13 protein-coding genes are annotated in these 14643 nt (G+C 70.6%); 3 read left to right on the forward strand and 10 right to left on the reverse strand.

Annotated features, from left to right (window positions below; genetic code table 11):
- Together EUC46_RS10440 and EUC46_RS10445 are read right to left on the reverse strand one after the other, a co-directional pair.
- Positions 1-405: hypothetical protein (locus EUC46_RS10440; RefSeq protein WP_206645972.1), on the reverse strand; the 405-nt coding region annotated here is incomplete at its 3' end.
- On the reverse strand, positions 402-1163 hold the full coding sequence (locus tag EUC46_RS10445) for a DUF6318 family protein (protein ID WP_128774102.1): 762 nt from the start codon (positions 1161-1163) through the stop codon (positions 402-404). The genes EUC46_RS10440 and EUC46_RS10445, both read right to left, overlap by 4 nt.
- 314 nt (positions 1164-1477) lie before the next feature.
- On the opposite strand from EUC46_RS10445, the gene msrA reads away from it, so the two are divergent.
- Complete coding sequence (gene msrA / locus EUC46_RS10450; protein WP_128774103.1) at positions 1478-2185, forward strand: peptide-methionine (S)-S-oxide reductase MsrA; 708 nt, start codon at positions 1478-1480, stop codon at positions 2183-2185.
- Between the two features lie 117 nt (positions 2186-2302).
- Here the strand turns inward: msrA and EUC46_RS10455 are convergent, their stop codons facing one another.
- Positions 2303-2914: a LysE/ArgO family amino acid transporter gene (locus EUC46_RS10455; protein WP_128774104.1), complete on the reverse strand. Its 612-nt coding sequence runs from the start codon at positions 2912-2914 to the stop codon at positions 2303-2305.
- Between the two features lie 55 nt (positions 2915-2969).
- Between EUC46_RS10455 and EUC46_RS10460 the strand changes: the two genes are divergently transcribed.
- Both EUC46_RS10460 and EUC46_RS10465 read left to right on the forward strand, forming a co-directional pair.
- A complete protein-coding gene (locus EUC46_RS10460) occupies positions 2970-3863 on the forward strand; it encodes an ArgP/LysG family DNA-binding transcriptional regulator (protein WP_128774105.1) in 894 nt (297 codons plus the stop codon).
- Positions 3864-4116: 253 nt separating this feature from the next.
- Positions 4117-6006, forward strand: coding sequence for an ABC-ATPase domain-containing protein (locus tag EUC46_RS10465; RefSeq protein ID WP_128774106.1), 1890 nt, complete (start codon positions 4117-4119; stop codon positions 6004-6006).
- Between the two features lie 90 nt (positions 6007-6096).
- On the opposite strand, the gene EUC46_RS10470 is transcribed toward EUC46_RS10465, so the two are convergent.
- From EUC46_RS10470 to EUC46_RS10495, 7 genes are all read right to left on the reverse strand, one after another.
- Entirely contained in the window at positions 6097-6651 is a 555-nt protein-coding gene (locus EUC46_RS10470) for an NADPH-dependent FMN reductase (protein ID WP_128774107.1), read from the reverse strand.
- Positions 6652-6910: 259 nt separating this feature from the next.
- Positions 6911-8458, reverse strand: coding sequence for a threonine ammonia-lyase, biosynthetic (gene ilvA / locus EUC46_RS10475; RefSeq protein ID WP_241655529.1), 1548 nt, complete (start codon positions 8456-8458; stop codon positions 6911-6913).
- A gap of 643 nt (positions 8459-9101) precedes the next feature.
- Positions 9102-10796, reverse strand: coding sequence for an ABC transporter permease subunit (locus tag EUC46_RS10480; RefSeq protein ID WP_241655530.1), 1695 nt, complete (start codon positions 10794-10796; stop codon positions 9102-9104).
- Between the two features lie 275 nt (positions 10797-11071).
- A complete protein-coding gene (locus EUC46_RS10485; protein WP_128774110.1) occupies positions 11072-12628 on the reverse strand; it encodes an ABC transporter substrate-binding protein in 1557 nt (518 codons plus the stop codon).
- Between the two features lie 103 nt (positions 12629-12731).
- The gene (locus EUC46_RS13100) at positions 12732-12947 is read right to left on the reverse strand and encodes a hypothetical protein (RefSeq protein WP_241655531.1); all 216 of its coding nucleotides are present in this window, start codon (positions 12945-12947) and stop codon (positions 12732-12734) included.
- On the reverse strand, positions 12944-13537 hold the full coding sequence (locus tag EUC46_RS10490; protein WP_241655532.1) for an ATP-binding cassette domain-containing protein: 594 nt from the start codon (positions 13535-13537) through the stop codon (positions 12944-12946). Before EUC46_RS10490 ends, EUC46_RS13100 begins: the two co-directional genes overlap by 4 nt.
- Entirely contained in the window at positions 13534-14334 is an 801-nt protein-coding gene (locus EUC46_RS10495; RefSeq protein WP_128774111.1) for an ATP-binding cassette domain-containing protein, read from the reverse strand. The genes EUC46_RS10490 and EUC46_RS10495 overlap by 4 nt, the downstream gene beginning before the upstream one ends.
- Between the last annotated feature and the right edge of the window lie 309 nt (positions 14335-14643).

The raw sequence follows: 14643 nt of genomic DNA on the forward strand, positions 1-14643 counted from the left end.
TTGGCGGTTGAGGCCGGAGCCGTTGATCATGACGGTGGCCACGTCGCGGATGGTGATGGTTATTGGGGTGCTGTCGGGTGTGGTGGTGGGTGTGTTGTCGGGGGTTGTGTGGGGCAGGAATCCTGTTCCCAGGCATTTGTTGTCCGGTCCGCTGCTGGTGCAGGTGTAGCGGCTGGCCGTGGGTTCTTCGGTGTATGCCACTGAGGCGCCCGAGTCCTCGCCCTGGGAGGCACTGCCCTCAGGAGCAGGAATCGTCTGAGTCCACTGCCCCGAAAAAGTGGCCTCATTACCACTGGTCTGAATATTCCAATTTAGGTCTTCATCACCGGGAACGGCGGTCGCATTTTGTGGACACAATGCGGCAAGGGCTATGGCCGTTAAGACGATCCAGGGGCGCGCAATCATGATGTCTCCTTGACCACGCCCTCGGTGACTATCCAACGCCCATCGACATAACGCATAATGAGGCTCAGAATATAATATGGAGTGGCGGGAGATCTGTTTTCAGTGCCATCACCACTGTGAGAGACGTGCTCACCCATGCTTGCCGTGAGTTCGACTTTGGAGTATTCGCCCCCCTCTGGGGGTGGGTAGTAGTCGGCAGTGGGTATGTCTTGTTCCCAGGGGTCGGCCCAGCCCCCGTCCGCATGCATTTCAGTAACATTTGTTATGACTGAGTTACAAAAGATGCAGTCATCTTCGCTCATGGCGGCGAATTCGGTAGTATCACCAGTGACATAAGCATAACGGTAGAGTTCAATGAAATAGTAGGCGCTATTGACGGCGCCGTCGGCGTCGTTGTTGTCCATATTGGAGGACTTGGTGGGCAGCTCCATGGCCAGGGCGGCTTGGCGCAGGGCGGCCAGTTCGGGTCCCATGGCGGTGTCGCGGGAGGCCTGGACGGAGGCCGAGGCCTCCGCCTCGCTCATGGTCGCGGTGGTGGTGCCGGCAATGGCCGTGAATGTCGCCGTCCCACTCCCGGCGCTCTGGCCGGCGGAGCAGGCCAGAGCGCCCAGGGCGGACACCGATAGGGCGAGCAGCACCGCGCCGGCTCGACGCAACCAGTAGCGTGGCGCACCCCGACTGTCGCAGCCGGTGTCCGGGTTATCTTCGCGCCTGTCACGAAAGGTGCGTGGGCTGCGCGGCCAGGGTCGAGGGGCCATGGTGTCTCCAGGGGTGAGAGGGCAACCAGGTATGTAACTACCGCCACAATGTGGTGATAGCGGTCACTCTAGCGAGCCCTGTGGTCCAGCACTACCCCTACGAAAGTACCTGTGGAGAACTCGTCATACATCCGACGACCCCCGTGCGGGCCACAAGACCCGAACACCCCCGAATCGCAAAAGTCGTAAAACTGACGACGACACCCCAGCCGCAGTCGTGTCCCCGGCCCGTCGCCCTTTAGTTACAACGGGCTCGTTCACAAGTGGAGAAACGAGGGACGTCGTCGTCGAAAAGTGCCAGTAGCGTGACCGCCATGACGACTACCCCGACACGCAGCACTACATTTCCAGGCCGCGAGGCCTCTCTTCTGCCGCACCCCGGCGAGCACGTTGTTCTCGGCGCCCCTCTGGATGGCCCCTGGCCCGCGGGAACCGAGGTCATCTACCTGGCGGGCGGCTGTTTCTGGGGCGTGGAGCGGATCCTGTGGCGCCAGCCGGGCGTGGTGAGCACCGCCGTCGGCTACATGGGCGGCACCACCCCGAACCCCACCTACCAGGAGGTGTGCACAGGACAGACCGGACACGCCGAGACCGTCCGCGTCGCCTACGACCCCACCGTTGCCGGCCCCGGAACTCAGAACCTGCTTCGTGTTTTCTGGGAGAACCACGACTCCACCCGCCTCAACCGGCACGGCAATGACATTGGCACCCAGTACCGCTCGGCCGTGTGGACCACCACCCCCGAGCAGCACGCGGCGGCCCTGGCTATCCGGAAGGGCTTCACCGACGAGCTGGCGCGCCTGGGCCTGGGCTCCTGCGTGACCACAGTGGACGACACCGCCGCCCTGTATGCCGAGTTCGGGGGCCCCTTCTACCTGGCGGAGGACTACCACCAGGGGTACCTGGCCAAGAACCCGGGCGGCTACTGCAATCACGGCCCCAACGGAGTGACCTGTCCCGTTGGCGTGGCGAACCTGCCCGCGCAAGTGGACGTTCTGCCGCCGGCGTCGACCACGGTCTAAAAGGTGGCCGTCCCGGCTCCGGGCATTAGGCCGTCCCGGCTCCGGCATTAGGCCGTCCCGGCTCCGGGCATTAGGCCGGCCGGGCTCCGCCGGCCGGGACGGCGAACCGCCCGCCACTCAGGTCCCGAGCGCCAGACCGGCCGCCACCCCCGCCATGACCAGGCCCACCGCCCCGTCGATCACCCGCCATGTCGCCGGGCGGGACAATGGCCCGGATAGGGCGCGCGCACCCAGCCCCAGCGCGGTGAACCACAGCGCGGAGGCCGTAATGGCGCCGGTCGCCGCCACCCACCGGGCCGCCCCGAAGCTGTTGGTGACTGTCCCGAGCATGAGCAGGGTGTCGAGGTAGACGTGCGGGTTGAGCCAGGTCAGGGCGAGCGTCGTCAGTGCCACCGAAGAGGCGGCCCGCACCGCCCCCTGCTCCAGGGCGCCGGGCCGGAGGGCCGAGCGCATCGAGTTGGCGGCGAAGCCCAGGAGGTAGACCACGCCGCCCCAGCGCAGCGCCTCCAGCACCCAGGGCGCCAGGGCGCCCACGGTGCGCACCGCTCCCGTCCCCGCAAAGATGAGCGCTGCATCGGAGGCGGCGCAGATCCCGATGACCATCCCCAGGTGCTCCCGGCGCGCCCCCTGGCGCAGCACCCAGGCGTTCTGGGCGCCAATAGCCGCAATCAGCCCGAAGCAGGCGGCCAGGCCAGTCAGGAACGGGGTTATTACCGCAGAGCTCGTCATAGCGACCACGCTAGGCACCCACACGAGTGAAGCCAAGCGCGATATTCTTCAGTTTATGAAGATATCCTTCATGCACCCTGATCACCTCCAGGCCCTCGCAGGCATTGCGGACACTGGCACCTTTGAGGGCGCCGCCCGCCTTCTGGGCGTGTCGACCTCGGCGGTCAGCCAGCGCATGCGCGCCTTGGAGGCCTCAATGGGACGCGTGCTGGTGCGCCGTGGAGCGCCTTCCCGTCTCACCGACGAGGGCGCCGTGGTGCTGCGCTACGCCCGCCAGCAGCAGCTTCTGGCCTCCGAGCTCGCCGCTGAGCTGGACCTGGAGCCCGCACCCGGCTCACCCGTTGACGATCGCATCCCCTTGGCTGTGGCCGTCAACGCCGATTCCTTGAGCACCTGGTTCGTCGGCGTCCTCCAGCAGGCGACAACATGGCCCGAGGTGCGGCTGCTCGTGTCCACCGCCGACGAGGCGCGCACCGCCGAGCTGCTTCGCTCCGGGAAGGTCATGGCGGCGGTGTCCTCCTCGCGAACCCGGGTCCCGGGGTGCCGGGTCGAGCACCTGGGGTCCATCCGTTACCTTCCCTGCGCCGCGCCCGCCCTCCTGGAGCGCCATCAGGACGCCTCCTCACCCGCGGAGCTGCCCGTGCTCCGCTTTGACGACGACGACGATCTGCAGGACCTGGCCCTGGCGGCCGCCGGACTCGCCCCACCCGCGCCGCGCGCCGTGGTGCCCACCGCTGAGGCTTTCGCCGCCGCAGTGCGCTGCGGACTGGGATGGGGAATGGTCCTGGCCGCACAGGACCCGGCCGGCGCAGGGCTGCGGGTCATCCCAGGGCTGGGGCCAGTGGACCGCCAGCTGTACTGGCACCATTGGTCCATTGAGTCAACCAGCCTGAGTCGGCTCAGTCGGGCCGTACGGGCCGCCTTCACCCAGGGGGCCCACTCGGCCTGAGGCGGCCCGCGGCCGGTTAACCCCACGCAGCAAAACCTCCAGGCACGGCAAAGCCTCCAAGGCCCGATAAGGCGGCCGACGGTGGAACGACCCCGACCGCCCAGCGGGCGCAGGACTTCACTGAGCTGGGCCGGGCCCGCAACCAGGTGGTCGCCCCGGCGGGTGGGGCGGGGCCGGGATGTCGGGGATAGGGCCGCGGAGGCCACACTGGAACCACGGCGGGCCCGGCTCGGCTGTATGCCAGGATCAATCCATGAACGACCACAGAGACAACAGCCGCCGCAGCGGCCCCCGAGACCATTCCAACAGCTCGGGCGCCAGGCACCGTGACAACGGGCGCGGCCACAATAACGGCCGCACCCGCGACGGCGGCTACTCAGCGCGTCACCGGGACAACGGCTACCGGCCGCGTCGACAGTTCGACGACGAGCCGCGCGTGGGCGCCCTGGGGGACCTCGTGGGCCACCTTCACGCCCTGGACGGCCGCTCCTACGCCGCCTACAAGGCGATCGTCGGGCACTACACGGCCACGACCGGCTGGGTGCTGCACATTGACCGCGTCCAACCCGATCCCTTCGCCCACCCCACCCGCATACGCCTGGAGATCCCCGCCTCCCTGCCGGGACTAGAGGTCCTCGACGACGCCGACCTGCTGAGCACGCGCGACCGGCGCCTGGCGGTCGGGGACTTCCTCATTCGCGAACTGCACGCCAGTTTCCGCGGCACGGCCCTGTCGATCGCCGCCCCCGGCCAGGAGATCCTGGAGCGCTCAGCCGCCGTTTTCCTGGCCAACGGCGACGTGGAGCCCCGGGGCGCCGGCGGCTGGACCATTGAGATCCGCGCCCGCTTATCCCTGCCCGCTCGGGGCCGCTCCATCCAGGGTCGGGAGGCGGCGCGGATCGTCAGCCGCGACTTGACCCGCGAGCTGGGCGAGGTCCTGAACCTGACCGGACAGCGGGCTGAGCACCTGGTGGCGCACGTCAACGCCCTGGAGGATCACCGGGCCCTGAGCGAGGTGGTGCGCGAGCGCGGCTGGGTGTCTTTCCTGGCCGACGGCGCCCTGCTGCCGCGCCGCTCGGGCGTGAGTGACGAACCGATGCGCTCGGGCGCCGTCCCCCTGTCCGCCCCGGACTCCCTAGCAGAAACCGTCGAGCTCCCGCACGCCGGGACGGTGCGCGGCACCGCGATCCCTACCGGGGTCACGGTGATCGTGGGCGGCGGCTACCACGGCAAATCGACCCTGCTCAACGCCATTGAGCGGGGCGTCTACCCGCACCTGCCCGGCGACGGACGCGAACTGGTGGCGACACTCCCCAACGCCGTCAAGGTGCGTGCCGCCGATGGCCGGGCCGTGACCGGGGTGGACTTGACTCCTTTCATTTCACACCTGCCGGGCGACCGGGACACGACCTCCTTCACCACCAAGAACGCCTCCGGCTCAACCTCCCAGGCGGCAAGCCTGATCGAGGCGGTGGAGGCCGGCGCCGACATGGTGCTGCTCGACGAAGACACCTCGGCAACGAACCTGCTCATCCGCGACTCGCGCATGCGCTCTCTCGTGGCCGACGAGCGCGAGCCAATCACACCTTTCGTGGACCGCGTGGGGGCACTGTCGCGCTCACGAGGGGTCTCCACAGTCATGGTCATGGGCGGTTCGGGAGACTACCTGGATGTGGCCGACCTGGTTCTGCTCATGGACGACTACACGCTGCACGACGCCACCGCCCGGGCCCGTGAGGTGGTGGCCGCCCAACCGCGGGCGAACACCGAGTTGAAGGACTTCCCGGTGGTGCTGGACCGGGTGCCATTGCCGGCCCCGGCGCGCACTCGCCGCGGCCCGGTGCGCACCCGCTCACGGGGCACCGAGGTGCTGGTTCTGGACCGCGAGGAAATCGACATTAGCGACATCTCCGGTGTGGTCGACCCCGGGCAGGCGGAGGCGACGGCGCTGGCGTTGCGGGCACTGTTGGAGCGTCGCTTCGACGCCTCATCGACGCTGGCCCAGTGCCTGGAGGACCTGGACGCCCTCCTGGACGACGAGGGCCTGGACGCCCTGGACAACAGGCCTGCTTTCCTGGTGCGCCCACGCCGAGTGGATGTGGCCGGAGCGGTCAACCGCTACCGGGCGCTGGCGCTAGCCTGAGCCGGCCCTCCAACACGCCCCTCGACCCTCATCGCGCGCCCGCCTCCACTCCCAGCCCTCCGGGACGGCGGCGCAGAAAACCGGGCGGGCTCAGCGCAAGGGCGCCAGGGCCCCAGAGCGCGCGACAACGGCCTGGACCATGGCCGGAACCTCGCCGTCGTGGTAGGCGGCCGGGGTGAAAACACCCTCGGAGATGTCAGTGGCCAGGTTCAGCGACACCTGGGGCGCCACCACATCAGTGTCGAAGTTCGCCAGGATCTGACGCAGGTGCTCCATGGGCCGAATGCCGCCACTGTAGGAGTAACCCACCAGCCCCACGCCCTTGCGCGCCAGGGCCGCGGGCACGAGGAAGTCAATGGCGTTCTTCAGGGCCCCGGGTACGGAGCGGTTGTACTCCGGGGTGACCACGACAATGGCGTCATAAGAGGCGATGGTCTCGTTCCAGGCCACGGCCGCCGGGTGCTTGGGTGCGGCCATCATGGGCGGGACCTCCTCAACGAAGAGGGGCAGGTCGAAGGAGGCCAAGTCGACGAGCTCAGCCTGGACGCCCTCAACAGTGCTGGCCTTGTCGACCACCCACTGGGCGATGGCCGCTCCGACGCGGTTGGGGCGGATGGAGCCGAGGACGACGGCAAGACGGGTCATGGTTCTCTCCTGAACAAAGAATGGTTGAGTCACCAACCACTCTAGGACGAAAGTCCCGCGATGTGCTAGTGAGACACCACCCTCCCGCCACGCTCACCCCGGCTCGACACCGCGACACCTCGGGACACGAACGGTGGCGGCGCCTTTCCCCCGCCGAAAGCCCGGCCGAGGCGGGCCCCGCGCCCGGCAGGGGCGGGCTGCTTCACCGACCCGTCCTCGCTAGTCCGCACGGGCGAGCCCCGGGCCCGGCAGGGGCGGGCTAGTGCGCCAGGAAGAACTGTGCAGAGGGGTCGTCGGTCTCCTCCTTGTAGACGTAGCCGAGCCGGTCCATGTGCTCCACCAGTTCGGCGTCATCCCGGTCAGCTTCAAAGGCGCACAGGATGCGCCCATAGTCGGCGCCGTCGGTGCGGTAGTGGAAGAGGGTAATGTTCCAGCGGGTGCCCAGGATCTCCAGGAAGTGGACCAGCGCCCCAGGTGACTCGGGGAACTCGAAGGAGAAAAGCCGCTCGCGCAGGCCGTGCGGAGCGCGCCCACCGACCATGGAACGCACATGGACCTTGGCGAGCTCATCGTCGGTCAGATCAACAACGCCGTAGCCGGCCGCCTCCAGGTCGGCCACGATCTCTCCGCGCTCGGCCCGCCCCTGGGTCAGGCGCACGCCGACAAAGATGCGCGCCGGTTCCCCGGCGCCGGCCTCGGCCAGGCGGTAATTGAACTCGGTGACCGCCCGCCCGCCCAGCACGGAGGCGAAGCGCAAGAAGGCGCCCTGCACCTCGGGAATAGTCACCCCTAGAATCGCTTCACGCTGCTCGCCGATTTCGGCGCGCTCAGAAATGTAGCGCAGCTGGTGGAAGTTGAGATTGGCGCCGGAGAGCACGCAGGCCAGCCGCTCCGAGCGCAGCCCCCGGTGAGCGGCATAGCGCTTGAGGCCGGCCAGGGCCAGGGCACCAGAAGGCTCGGAGATGGCGCGCAGGTCCTCGAAGAGGTCCTTGACGGCGGCGGAAACCTCGTCGGAGGAGACGGTCATGACGTCGTCCAGGAGTTCGGAGCACAGGCGGAAGGTCTCCTCCCCCACGCGCCGCACGGCTACGCCCTCAACGAAAAGCCCCACATGCTCCAGGGTCACCGGTCCCCCGGCGTCCAGGGCAGCGCGCAAGCAGGCGGATTCCTCGTGCTCGACGCCAATGACTTGCACCTCGGGCATGAGCTGCTTAATGAGGACGGCAATACCGGCGGCCAGGCCGCCTCCGCCCACGGGGACGAAGACGCGGTCAAGACCCGTGTCCTGTTGGATGAGCTCCAGACCAATGGTGCCCTGGCCGGCGATGACCCAGGGGTCATCGAAGGGGGCGACATAGGTCAGGCCCTGGGCGTCGGCCAGACTAATAGCCTCGGCTTTGGCGGCGTCGAAGTTGTCCCCGCTGAGCAGCACCTGGGCGCCCAGGGCGCGCACGGCGTCGACCTTAATGCCGGGGGTGACGGTGGGCATGACAATGAGGGCCTTCATGCCCAGATGGGCGGCGGAACGCGCCACCCCCTGGGCGTGGTTGCCGGCGGAAGCGGTGATCACGCCACGGGCCCGCTCCTCCTCCCCCAGGGCGCGCATGCAGGAGTAGGCGCCGCGGATCTTGAAGGAATGAACCGGCTGAAGGTCCTCACGCTTGACCTCCACCGTGCAGCCCAGGCGCTCGGAGAGGGCGGGCATGCGCTGGAGCGGAGTGTGCTCGGCGACCTCGTAGACGGGAGCGCGCAGAATGGCGCGCAGGTAGTGGGCGGAGTCCCAGGGGGCGACGGCGGACTCATTCACGATCCCACCCTAGATGAGCGAGCCCCCGGGCCGCATACGCTCACGAGCGTGGCGCTGGCCCGCCACCCGGGTGCGATCGCTCGAACCGACGGCGTTCACAGGCTCGCCGCTCCTGCGGCGTTCTCGCGCTCTGGAGTGAGTGGCGTCAAAGCCCTGCCCCGAGTCGCCCCGGCCCCGGCCGCCATCACCAAAACCATCACCGCCCTGACCCCCTCCACCCCAGTACCGACCCGCCCAACCCCGACGAGAAGCCTCATTGCACATTCTTTCTTCCCTCAAGGAGTGGGGAGCCGCGGAATCCTGCGGATCTGCTCGGGATCCGGGGGCCCGGGAACGGGATGAATGTGCGAACGGGTACGCCATTGCACATTCATCCTTGCCGAACCGACCCCCTGCGACGAGGGATCGTTGAAATACCAACGATCCCCCACAGGCCGGCGCAAGAAGAATGTGCAACACCGCCAAGGACCGGGTCGAAGTAACCTCAGAGCGGGGCCATGGGCCCCACCGCCGCCCGGCGCGAAGAGGTCCGGGAGCGCGTCGTGCCGCGGGCCGCCCCGAGAGCCTCTTGGGGGCCGGCTCGTGATCGACGAGAACGAAAGCGCCCCAGCGGCCGTCCCGAGCGCCTCTTGGGGGCCGGCTTTCAGGACCGGCCCGAGCGCGAGGCGGCCACCGCCGTGACCGACAGCAGCACGAGAGCCCCGGCCGGCGTCGCCACCGCCCACGGAGCGCGCTCAATGTAGGGCAGCGCCTCGGCCAGGACGAGCCCCCACTCGGGGGTGGGCGCCTGGGCGCCGAGCCCCAAGAATCCCAGGCCGGCCAGGGCCAGGGCAATGCCGGGCAGGCGCAGGGCCGCGTGGCGCACCAGGGCCGGCAGGACGGCGGGGATGACGCGGGTCAGGGTGATGCGCACCCTCCCCTCCCCCAGGACGGGGGCCAGGACCACGTCGGGGCGCTGGCGGGTCTCCTCCACGAGGGAGGCGGCGTGGGCGGCCAGCGGCGCCCAACCCACGCAGGCCACCGCCAGTGCGGCTCCCCCGGCACTGGGCCCGGTGATGGCGGCGACTATGAGGCCGGCCAGTACTGGTGGGGCGGCATTGGCGACCTCCACGAACCCGGTGGAGGCGCGCGGCACCAGTCCGAGCAGCAGGGCGAGGAGCAGGCAGACCGCGGTGACGGCCAGGGCGGAGGCGGCCGTGGACAGGGCGCCGTGGGCGACGCGGGCCAGGACGTCGCGCCCCAGGGCGTCGGCGCCCAGGGGCAGGGAGAGACTGGGGCGCGCCAGGCGCTGGCCGACCACGGAGTAGGGGTCGCGGCTGAAGCCGGCCAGCACCATGCCCGCCAGCGCCACGGCTCCGCCGGCGGCCACGAGCCTGGCCGCCCGGCCGCCCTTGCTCGTAGGGGCGGCCCCGCTCAGCGCCCCGGCGCCTATGGCACTGCCCAGCATGACCCTCCTGACCACCTGAGCGATGAGGCCGGCGGCCAGGGCCAGGGCCAGCAGGAGCAGAATGCCGGCCTGGAGGGCGGGAATGTCCTGGGCGGTGGCCGATCCCAGCAGTGCCCGCCCAATCCCGGGGATGGCGAAGACCTTCTCCACGGCCACCGCCCCACCGGTGAGCCCGACGACGACCAGGGCCAGCTGGCCGGTCAGGGGCGCCAGAGCCCGACGCAGGACGGCCGAGGCCAGGCGGGCGCCGCCAATCCCTGCCGTCATCCAGCTGGCAACCCACCGCTCGTGGAAGGCGGCGGTGATGGCATCGGAGACCAGGCCGCCCAGCAGTCCTCCCCCGGGCAGCCCCAGGGCCAGGGCCGGCAGGATGATCTGCTCCGGTCCGCCCCACCCGTAGGGCGGCAGGAGCCCCGCATAAACCGAGAGGACGAGCAGCAGGACGGGGGCCAGCAGGTACTCGGGCAGGGAGGTGAGCGCCGCCGACGTTGCCCCACCGCCTGCACGAGGCGCCCCGCGCAGGCCGTTTCTCAGGGCCGGCGCGCTCAGGATGACGGCGACGCCCAGGGCCACGGCCAGGGCTGCGGCCATGAGGGTCAGGGATACGCCGAAGGCCTCCAGGGTGCCCGGCCCCACCGGCCCCCCGGAGATCCAGGAGGTGCCCAGGTCCCCGTGGAGGAAACCGGAGAGCCAGTGGCCAATGACGCCCGCCGGGCCGCCGCTCAGGCCCAGGCGCTCGCGGATGGCCTCCAGCACCTCGGGGGTGGCCTCCCGCTCGGCGGAGGTGGCCCGCAGGATGGTCAGGGCCGGGTCGCGCCCGGAGAGCCAGGGCAGGAGGGCGATCAACCCCACCAGCCCGACCACGGCGACTATCCGGGAGAGAGCGGGCACCAGTTGGTCCCCACGGCCGACCAGGCCCAGCAGGAGGGCGCGTCCAGGCGCGGGCCGCGAGCCGGCGGGGTTAACCGGATCGGTCGGCGCCGTGACAGGGCCGGTAGGGCCGGCCGCCGCCCGGGCCGGACCGGCCGAGACCACAGCCGGCGTCACAGCCGGGCCGGTCGAGACCACAGCCGGGCCGGCCGGCGTCACAGCCGGGTCGGGCGACCCTGTGGCCGGCCGACCGACTGTGCGCGCTGCCTCCCCTTCCTGCGGAGCATGGCTCATGCTCAGGCCCCGACCTTGGTGGCGGCGGTAATGAGGGCCCGCTCACGGGGGTCGCGTTCAGCCCCGGTGACGGTGGCGGCCTCGCCCTGGAGGACGCGCTCGTGCAGCAGCGGCACGGCAGCACCTGAGGCCAGGATGAGCTGCTCGGCGGCCATGGTGGCCTGGCGCCGCTCCGCCCCGGCCTCCAGGGCCCCGGCGGCGGCCAGGGCGTCGTCTACGGCGGTGTCCTTCAGGAAGGACAGGGAGAAAGAACCGGTGGAGGAGAAGTCGGAGACCATATAGGCCACCGGGTCCCCGGAGTCCAGGACGGTGGCGCGCGACAACAGGAAGGCGTCGAAGCTGCCGGCCAGGGCGTCGGCCTCAATCTGGGCGTACTCGCGCACGTCCTGAGTAACGGTGAAGCCGGCCGCCTGGAGCTGCTGGGCGAGGAGCACAACAATCTCGGCCAACTCGGGGCGATCGGTGTAGGAGCCCAGCGTCACAGTGGTGCCCGCCGGAACACTCCCGGTGGTGGTGGCGCCGGGCACCGAACCGCTGGCGGCAACCCCGTCGGCCCCGGCGTAGGGCTCCTGGCCCCAGGCCCGCAGCTCACCGGCCCAGGGCAGGGCGGGGCCCAGCAGCCCGGCGGCGACGTCGGCGTGCCCCTCGTAGACGGTCTCCACCAGGGCTTGGGGGTCGACGGCGTTGCGGGCGGCGGCGCGCACCGCGGGATCAGCGAAGGCGCCCTTAGAGGTATTGAGGTAGAGGGTGGCGGTGCGTGGCATGGGCACCTCGTGGAGGAGGGCGGCGTCGAGGGTGGCGACCTGGGAGACGGGGACGGCCTCGACAATGTCGGCGGTGCCGGTGCGCAGGGCGGCGCCGCGGGCGGTGCCGTCGGGCACGAAGGTGACGTCAATGCCGGGGGCCATCGCCTTGTCCCCCCAGTAGTCGTCGTAGCGCTCCAAGGTGGCGGCGGCGGTGCCGTCGACCGCGGTCAGCTTGAAGGGGCCGGTGCCGTAGCCCACGGGGTTCACGGCACCATTGGCGTCCTGCGGGTAGGCGGCGGGGGCGAGGATGGTCAGTTGGGGGCTGGACAGGCGCTGAGGGACCAGGGGGTCGGGGGTGCCGGTCGTAATAACGACGCTCTCACCCTCGGCACTGGCCTTGAGCTCGACCCCGTCGAGGATGCGTGGAGGTGTGGAGTAGCCGGCGGCGAAGGTCAAGGCGTCGGCGACGCTCTGGGCGCTCAGGGCGGTGCCGTCGTGGAAGGTAACGCCGGGGCGGATGGTGAAGCGCCAGGTGAGCTCGTCCACACGCTCCCATTCGGTGGCCAGCGCCGCCAAGGCGTTGCCCTCAGCATCGAGGGTGACCAGGGTCTCGCCGCACGACCAGCGGGACAGCTTGAAGGCGTCGTCGGACAGGGGATTCAGGCCCGAGCGGGGCGGCTGGAGCATGGCCAGGCGAATGCGCCCGTCGGTGCTGGTTGAGCCCTTCCCGCCGGCGCAGGCGGCGACGGCGGCGACGGAGCCAACGCCCAGCAGGGCGAGAAGCTGCCGTCGAGTGGGGGTCAAGGGGGTCATGTGGATTCCTTCCTTACAGGGTGGCGCCACGGGCCCGCCTGGGGCCGGGGCTCCCGGCGGGCTCGGGGGCGGGGCGGATGTGGGGTGGCGAGAGGGGCGCGGGTTAGGCGGGGGCGGGCATGTGGGGGACGGCGTCGCGCAGGGCCCGTGCGGCCGGGTGGGTGGGGGCCTCCAGGAGCATGCCGGTGGGGGCGTCCTCAACTACGACGCCCTGATCCATGACCAGGCAGCGCTCGCAGACGCGGGCGACGGCGGCCAGGTCGTGGGAGACAAGAACAATGCCGGGCCGGTCGGCGCCGTGGAGGGCTTCGGCGGTCACCAGGAGGTCGAGGACCTGGCGGCGCAGGGAGGGGTCGAGGCCGGAGACGGGCTCGTCCAGGAGCAAGAAGCGCGGGCGGGGGCCAGTGCCCGCGCCAGGGCCACGCGCTGGGCCTGGCCGCCGGAGATCTCGTGGGGGCGACGGGACCACAGGTCGCGGGGCAGTTCCAGGGACTCCAGGATGTCGGCCGCCATGGCCTCGTGATCCTCCCTGGCTCCGGCCACGCCCAGGGTGGCCAGGGGGCGGGCGACCTGGGCCAGGACGGGGCGGCGCGGGTCGAGGCTGGCGGCGGGGTCCTGGGGGACGTACTGAACGGCGCGGCGGTAAGGGCGAAGCGCTCGGGTGCCGGCTCGGCGCACGGGGGCGCCGTCCAGGGCGATCTCACCGGTGTCGGCGGGCCCGGGTCGATCCAGCAGGGTCAGGGCGCGCAAGAGCGTGGTCTTGCCGCAGCCTGAGCGTCCCAGGATCGCCAGGGACTCCCCGATAGTGACGCGCAGGTCAACGCCGTGCAGGACGCGGCGCCAGGCCCGGCCCTCGAGGTGGGAGCGGGACAGGCCCCGCACCTGGAGGGTGGAGGAGCCCCGGCTCATGCGGCGGCCTTCATGGCGGCCCGGGCCCCGGCCAGGGTCTCCTCGCGGGCGGCCCGGCACATGGCCCGGGTGACAGGGTGCTGGGGAGCACTCAGGACGACGGCGGCCGGACCGGTCTCGATGACGCGCCCGGCGCTGAGGACAACCACCTGCTCGCAGGTGGCGGCGGCGGGCAGGTCGTGGGTGATGAGCAGGAGGGCGGGGGCGTGGGGGATGGCGGTCAGGTCCGTCAGCAGGGCCAGGATCTCCGCGCGGGCAACCACATCCAGAGCGGTGGTCGGCTCATCGGCGATGAGCAGGGCGGGGCGGCAGGCCAGGGCCAGGGCCAGGGCGGCGCGCTGGCGCTGGCCCCCGGACAGGCGGCCGGGGACGCGCCCGTGCAGGGAATCTGAGTCCAGGCCGACGGCGAAGAGCAGGTCGGTGGCGCGCACCCGGGCCTCCCGGGGGTCGTCCCCGCTGGCCCGTGCGGCGGCCCTGACCTGCCGGTCAATGGGGATCAGGGGGTGGAGGGCGGTGGCGCTGTCCTGGGCGACCAGGGCAATGCGAGTGTCACCTGGACGCTGGGGGGCGGGCAGGGGCAGAAGGTCGCGTCCCGGCACGCTGGAGACGGTCAGACTCCCAGTTACGCTCAGGTCTGGCGGCAGGATGCCGGCCAGGGCCTTGCAGGTCAGGGACTTCCCGGCCCCGCTGGCGCCCACCAGAGCGGTGCGGCTGGCGGGCTCCACAATGAGGTTGACATCGTCGACAAGGACGTGCCCGGCGCTGACCACCCGCAAGGAATCGAGAACGATTGTCATGTACGCACTGTAACGGGGGCTCGGGCCTGCCTCCAACTCCTCCTCCCGTGCACCTCCCCCTGCGTCGTCGCGCATCCTTCCCGCGTTCCGCCGGCACCGGACTCGGCGCTTACCGCCGAACCTGTAGGCGAGGCTGTCAGGCTCCGCGACGGGTGTCGGGTTCGACACAAAGACGGAGCGTGCGCAGGGGCGGCGGGTCGCGGGAGAGAACGGTGGGAGAGAACGCACAGGGCCACAGGGCACAGACGGCCAGGGCCGCGATCGACGGCGAGAAGGCAGCCCACCGCCGTGCGGGCGGCGTGGCCCGCG

This window comes from Actinomyces oricola (assembly GCF_004104015.1).
Classification (GTDB): domain Bacteria; phylum Actinomycetota; class Actinomycetes; order Actinomycetales; family Actinomycetaceae; genus Actinomyces; species Actinomyces oricola.

Coding starts and splice junctions, on each gene's coding strand:
- EUC46_RS10445 (WP_128774102.1), bottom strand. CDS start 1,163: ATGGCCCCTCGACCCTGGCCGCGCAGCCCACGCACCTTTCGTGACAGG.
- msrA (WP_128774103.1), top strand. CDS start 1,478: ATGACGACTACCCCGACACGCAGCACTACATTTCCAGGCCGCGAGGCC.
- EUC46_RS10455 (WP_128774104.1), bottom strand. CDS start 2,914: ATGACGAGCTCTGCGGTAATAACCCCGTTCCTGACTGGCCTGGCCGCC.
- EUC46_RS10460 (WP_128774105.1), top strand. CDS start 2,970: ATGAAGATATCCTTCATGCACCCTGATCACCTCCAGGCCCTCGCAGGC.
- EUC46_RS10465 (WP_128774106.1), top strand. CDS start 4,117: ATGAACGACCACAGAGACAACAGCCGCCGCAGCGGCCCCCGAGACCAT.
- EUC46_RS10470 (WP_128774107.1), bottom strand. CDS start 6,651: ATGACCCGTCTTGCCGTCGTCCTCGGCTCCATCCGCCCCAACCGCGTC.
- EUC46_RS10485 (WP_128774110.1), bottom strand. CDS start 12,628: ATGACCCCCTTGACCCCCACTCGACGGCAGCTTCTCGCCCTGCTGGGC.
- EUC46_RS10490 (WP_241655532.1), bottom strand. CDS start 13,537: ATGAGCCGGGGCTCCTCCACCCTCCAGGTGCGGGGCCTGTCCCGCTCC.
- EUC46_RS10495 (WP_128774111.1), bottom strand. CDS start 14,334: ATGACAATCGTTCTCGATTCCTTGCGGGTGGTCAGCGCCGGGCACGTC.